Here is a 6030-nt window from a genome sequence, read left to right as displayed (position 1 = left end):
CCCCCTTAGCTCAGTTGGTTAGAGCGACGGACTGTTAATCCGCAGGTCCCCCGTTCGAGTCGGGGAGGGGGAGCCAAATCATAGCACCGCACTACTCTATTTAGTTCCCCCTTAGCTCAGTTGGTTAGAGCGACGGACTGTTAATCCGCAGGTCCCCCGTTCGAGTCGGGGAGGGGGAGCCAAATCATAGCACCGCACTACTCTATTTAGTTCCCCCTTAGCTCAGTTGGTTAGAGCGACGGACTGTTAATCCGCAGGTCCCCCGTTCGAGTCGGGGAGGGGGAGCCAACTCTACGAATATATTAAATTTTATCTCTTTTTTGCCTCACCGATTGTATTAGACTTTCCAGCGCTTATACACTACTCTATTGTAAGTTATTTATATGCTTTGATATAAAATAGAATTCACTATTATTAAACCGATCAATCAAGGAATTGATTCCTTCCTTTTAGGCTTTTAAAAGATAAGAAACATGGCTGGTTTTAAAAAACTCATATTCGTACAACTTATTTCTTGGCTACTATTCGCATTATTAGGCGGATATTTTATTGCAATTAGTTTTGACAGTGCAGTAAGTGATGCCCAGCAAAAAGCACAGCGTGCAGTTAATGCCTATATAAACTCACAAACTATTGAACAGCTGGCACCAGAGAAACTTAGGCAAGCACTTTCTGATGGCAGTACTTTTTCTAAATTTGTAATCCGCGATCAAACTGGCAAAGTTGTTACAATGATAGAGTCTAGTCAGCCCCTCCCCTTGTTTGCTGAATTAGTGAATAATTCATTTAACTCTATCCGACCTCAATTTGCAGTGAACCAGACATCTGACATAAAAATTGAATTTACGATCAATGCTCATAACCTAGCAACTCTGCTGCAACAAGCGATGTTTATTGTCATTTTGATATCTGGATTGATTGCATTATTACCAATTATTTATATGAACAGTATGTTCCGTCGCTTAAACAGAAAAATAAGCACAACAGTTGCTGATATTGTCGATATATACATAAATCAGAATCAAGTAAGCGACGATATTGAACAAGCTATGGACACTTCAAGATTAAAGAAGCTAAGCAAAGATTTAATTCCTTCGTTCAATCGTCTGTCACACTTTTTACAAACTAAACACGATGATATTCAAAATAATGCGCTAAGTATTAAAAAAGAAGCCTATAAAGATGTAGTCACTAACCTTGGCAATCGTAATATGTTTGTAGAGTATTACGAAAAAAATATTGAGAATGCAGAAAAAAGCACCTTTGGTTCACTTGCTATGGTGCGTTGTAGTGAGCTACAAACAATAAACCAAACACGTGGTTACCAAAAAGGTGATGAATACGTAAAAGGTGTGGCCGATATTATTAAACATATTAGCGGCACCTATACAGGCAGTCAGGTTTTTCGTTTAAACAGTTCTGATTTTGCTGTGGTATTGCCTAATACCCCACTTAAAGAAGCTGAACGCTTTGGCGATAACTTACAATCGCGTTTTACTCAGTATCAACAAAACCAAGAATTAAGCTCAGTTGCTAACACAGGTATAGTTGGCTACGAAAAAGGTAAGCCGCTTGGTGAGTTATTATCAATTGTTGATAATGCAATGAGCATGGCGCAATCAAAACAAGCAAATGCATGGCATGTACAGCGTGAAACTGATTTAGTTAATAACGCCAGCGCAGGTTTTGGTAACCAAAACTGGCGTAAAGTCATTACCGAAGTGATCGAATCGAAACGTGTGCACTTGGTTATGCAGAACATTATGCCAATAGGTAAAAGTGTTAAAGCCTATGCTGAGATCCAAGTTCGTTTCAAAACTGCAGAAAACCAAATGCTGCCAACGGCCTCTTTTCTTGCAATGGCAGAAAAGCTAGAAATGGCAATGGAAATTGACCGTTTAATTATCGATACCACTTTAGAGAAGGTTAAAACGCGTAATTTCTCTGAAAAATTCTTTGGTATTAATGTTACTGCATCAAGCGCTCACAATGATCAATTTGTGATCTGGTTAGAGCGCCGATTACTTAAAGACAGCAATATCGCCTCTAAGCTTATATTTGAAGTCAGCGAGTTTGGATTACAACAAAACATTAAAGCAAGTAAACGCTTTATCGATATGGTACACCGCGTGGGTGCACGTATTACCGTAGAGCGTTTTGGTGTGGGATTAACCTCATTTAAATTCTTTAGGGATTTAAAGCCCGATTTCATCAAAATGGACGCAAGCTACACCCGCGGCCTTGAAGAAGATAAAAACAATCAATACTTTATGCGTTTAATGGTCGATCTAGCTCACCGTATTGGTGTGAGTGTATTTGCTGAAGGCGTAGAAAGCCAAGAAGAAAAACACATCATCGAAACACTATGTTTAGATGGTGTGCAAGGCTATTACATCGAAAAGCCAAAAGATATCTAACCTCTCTTTAAGGCCCAAAAAAACCTTACTATTTTTGGGCCTATTCCAGCTATTAACTTTGCTTTAACACTTTAATCGTAAACAGCTTTGTTAATTTTAGCTATTCGTCCCTCATGTGTTGTGTCGGCCCCCATAAAAAAGGATAATAGAGCCGTTTTTATTCTCGTGAGGCACGCATGACAGAGTATGTCTTGTTATTGATTGGCACTGTGCTAGTCAACAACTTCGTTTTAGTTCAATTCTTAGGTTTATGCCCGTTTATGGGTGTATCGGGTAAGTTAGATACCGCGATTGGTATGTCTTTAGCCACAACCTTTGTACTTACACTTGCCTCCGTGACCAGTTATCTGGTGAATCATTATATTTTGATCCCGCTGGATATCGAATTTTTGCGTACCATGAGCTTTATTTTGGTTATCGCTGTTGTCGTGCAATTTACCGAAATGGTGGTGAGAAAAACCAGCCCGACACTTTATCGCTTATTAGGGATTTTCTTACCGCTTATTACCACTAACTGTGCTGTTTTAGGTGTTGCCCTACTTAATATCAAAGAAGACCACTCATTCTTACAATCGGCCGTGTATGGCTTTGGTGCCGCAGTGGGTTTCTCTATGGTGTTAATACTGTTTGCCGCATTACGTGAGCGTTTAGCTGCGGCTGATGTCCCTGCTCCTTTTAAGGGTGCTTCAATTGCGATGATCACCGCAGGCCTTATGTCGATGGCCTTTATGGGTTTTACAGGATTAGTGAAGTTTTAATATGACCTTGTTTTATGCTTTGATAGCGTTAGGTTCATTAGCGCTAATATTTGGTTTAATTTTAGGTTTTGCCGCCGTGCGTTTTCGCGTTGAGAGTAACCCTATTGTTGACCAAATTGATACCATTTTACCGCAAACACAGTGTGGCCAATGTGGCTACCCTGGCTGTCGTCCCTATGCAGAAGCAATTGCCAATGGTGACGAAATCAATAAGTGCCCGCCAGGCGGCGAAGCCACGGTAAAAAAACTCGCTGATTTAATGGGTGTTGAAGCAAAACCGCTGGCAGGCGGTGAGCAAGCAGATCCTGTTAAAACCGTTGCCTATATTCGTGAAGATGAATGTATTGGCTGTACCAAATGTATTCAAGCCTGCCCTGTTGATGCCATCGTTGGCGCAACTCGCCAAATGCACACTGTATTAATCGATGAATGTACCGGTTGTGACTTATGTGTTGAACCATGCCCTGTAGACTGTATTGATATGCTGCCTGTAAAAGAAACCAAACAAACCTGGAAATGGCAATTAAACGCAATCCCTGTGACTCAGGTAGATTAGGAGCACAGATGGAAAAGTTAATAGATCAAATTAAACAAGGCAAAGTGTGGTCTATACCTGGGGGCATTCACCCACCGGGTCAAAAGCTGCAATCAACAACACAAGCCATTGCAAGACTGCCACTACCAGACAAGCTCGTTGTATCTCTAAAACAACATATTGGTGCTAACGGTAAACTTATTGTTGAAAAAGGCCAGCAGGTTCTAAAAGGTCAAGCATTAACTAAACCAAGCGGTAATTGGTCAGTGCCTGTGCACGCGCCAACATCTGGGCTGATCAGCGATATTTGCCCAATGCCATCTGCTCATCCTTCAGCGTTGCCTGAGCTTAGCGTAATTATTGAACCTGATGGTGAAGATAACTGGTGCGAGCTTAACCCAGTGCCTGATGCCAAAGCACTGTCGCATGATGAGCTTGTTGATATTATTCATCAAAGCGGTATTGCAGGTATGGGTGGCGCAGGTTTCCCAACCTATGTAAAAGCAGATACCCGTAAAGCCATCGAGTTTTTAATTGTTAATGCCGTTGAGTGTGAACCTTATATCACTGCTGATGACATGCTAATGCGCGAACATGCCGATGGCATAATTGCCGGTATTGAATTAATGCAGCAGCTGTTAAGTCCACAGCTGACAATTATTGGTATTGAAGATAATAAGCCCGATGCTATTGCTGCCATGAAACAAGCTGCACAACATAACGACAGCATCATAGTGCAAACAGTGCCAACGGTTTACCCTTCTGGCGGTGAAAAACAGCTAATTAAACTGCTAACAGGCAAAGAAGTCCCAAGTGGCAGTATTCCTGCCGATATTGGTATGTTGGTGCAAAATGTCGGTACCTTATTTGCGGTAAATCAAGCCGTACATGAAGGTAAGCCTCTTGTAGAGCGTGTAGTAACGGTAACCGGTAACACCATTCATAAACAAGGTAATGTGTGGGCTTTACTAGGTACCGAAATTAAACATTTATTAGACTGCCAAGGCTTTTCTCCGGTTCCACAGCAACGTGTGGTTATGGGCGGTCCAATGATGGGCTTTACCCTGCCAACCGTGCGTATTGGTGTCGTTAAAACGACAAACTGTATTTTAGCGCCAGATCACCAAGAACTTGCTGAGCCGGGTGATGAAAAAGCCTGTATTCGTTGTAGTGCCTGTGCTGACGCCTGCCCTGCATCATTGTTACCTCAGCAATTGCAATGGTTTGCCAAGTCTAAAGAATACGACAAACTCAACGAGCACAATTTATTTGATTGTATTGAATGTGGCGCCTGTGCTTATGTTTGCCCAAGCGAAATACCCTTGGTGCAGTACTATCGTGTTGCTAAAGCTGAAATCAAAGAGCAGCAAGCTGAGCAAATCAAAGCAGAGCGAGCAAAAGAGCGTTTTGAAGCACGTAAAGAGCGCTTAGAGCGCGAACAAGAAGAGCGTCAAAACCGCCACAAACGTAAGCCGGCTGCTAAGTCAGATGGCGAAAAACAAAAAGTGGCCGATGCACTCGCCCGAGTTAAATCTAAATCTGATGATAAAGACAGTAAGTCAGCTGTCGCTGCAGCTATTGCCCGTGCAAAAGCGAAAAAGCAAGGTGCAGAGCTTGAGCCTGATAACTCTGAAGTAGCTAAAGAACGTGCAGCGCGTAAAGAACAGGCGCGTAAATACAAAGAACAGAAAGCATTAGAGCAAGGTGAAGAAAGCGTCGATAAAGACGATAAAAAGTCCGCTGTTGCTGCCGCTATTGCCCGCGCTAAAGCGAAAAAAGCCGCACAAGCTAAAGAAGAAAACGCTTCTGCTGAAACTGACGCTGCGCCAAAAGATGACAAAAAAGCTGCTGTTGCAGCTGCTATCGCTCGTGCTAAAGCGAAAAAAGCCGCGCAAGCTGCTGAAAATCAAACTGAAGCTGAAGAAGATAGCGCACCAGTTGATGACAAAAAAGCCGCTGTTGCCGCTGCTATCGCCCGTGCTAAAGCGAAAAAAGCAGCACAAGCTGCTGAGAATCAAACTGAAGCTGAAGAAGATAGCGCACCAGTTGATGACAAAAAAGCCGCTGTTGCAGCCGCTATCGCCCGTGCTAAAGCGAAAAAAGCCGCGCAAGCTGCTGAGAATCAAACTACAGCTGAAGCAGATAACGCACCGGTCGATGACAAAAAAGCTGCTGTTGCAGCTGCTATCGCGCGAGCCAAAGCGAAAAAAGCCGCGCAAGCTGCTGAGAATCAAACTGAAGTTGAAGAAGATAGCGCACCAGTTGATGACAAAAAAGCCGCTGTTGCAGCCGCTATCGCCCGTGCTAAAGCGAAAAAAGC

General features: G+C 42.8%; 4 protein-coding genes and 3 tRNA genes. All 7 read left to right on the top strand.

Annotated features, from left to right (window positions below; translation table 11 throughout):
* Positions 1–76, top strand: a tRNA-Asn gene (locus ISP07_RS19710).
* A 29-nt stretch (positions 77–105) separates the two neighbouring features.
* Positions 106–182 (top strand) — tRNA-Asn (locus ISP07_RS19705).
* A gap of 29 nt (positions 183–211) precedes the next feature.
* Positions 212–288: transfer RNA gene (locus ISP07_RS19700), tRNA-Asn, on the top strand.
* Positions 289–473: 185 nt separating this feature from the next.
* On the top strand, positions 474–2417 hold the full coding sequence (locus ISP07_RS19695) for an EAL domain-containing protein (RefSeq protein ID WP_209328649.1): 1944 nt from the start codon (positions 474–476) through the stop codon (positions 2415–2417).
* A 176-nt stretch (positions 2418–2593) separates the two neighbouring features.
* Entirely contained in the window at positions 2594–3175 is a 582-nt protein-coding gene (gene rsxA / locus ISP07_RS19690; protein WP_054553689.1) for an electron transport complex subunit RsxA, read from the top strand.
* A 1-nt stretch (position 3176) separates the two neighbouring features.
* On the top strand, positions 3177–3731 hold the full coding sequence (gene rsxB, locus ISP07_RS19685) for an electron transport complex subunit RsxB (RefSeq protein WP_054563643.1): 555 nt from the start codon (positions 3177–3179) through the stop codon (positions 3729–3731).
* An 8-nt stretch (positions 3732–3739) separates the two neighbouring features.
* Positions 3740–6030: electron transport complex subunit RsxC (gene rsxC, locus ISP07_RS19680; RefSeq protein WP_209328648.1), on the top strand; the 2291-nt coding region annotated here is incomplete at its 3' end.

Origin of the sequence: Pseudoalteromonas sp. PA2MD11 (assembly GCF_017808125.1) — a bacterium.
GTDB lineage: Bacteria > Pseudomonadota > Gammaproteobacteria > Enterobacterales > Alteromonadaceae > Pseudoalteromonas > Pseudoalteromonas simplex.
Note: the sequence above shows the minus strand (reverse complement) of the source record. Positions and strands in the feature narration are given on the sequence as shown.

What these genes read in the sequence shown, in the direction of transcription:
- rsxB (WP_054563643.1), top strand. Translation starts at nt 3,177, where the DNA reads ATGACCTTGTTTTATGCTTTGATAGCGTTAGGTTCATTAGCGCTAATA.
- rsxA (WP_054553689.1), top strand. Translation starts at nt 2,594, where the DNA reads ATGACAGAGTATGTCTTGTTATTGATTGGCACTGTGCTAGTCAACAAC.
- ISP07_RS19695 (WP_209328649.1), top strand. Translation starts at nt 474, where the DNA reads ATGGCTGGTTTTAAAAAACTCATATTCGTACAACTTATTTCTTGGCTA.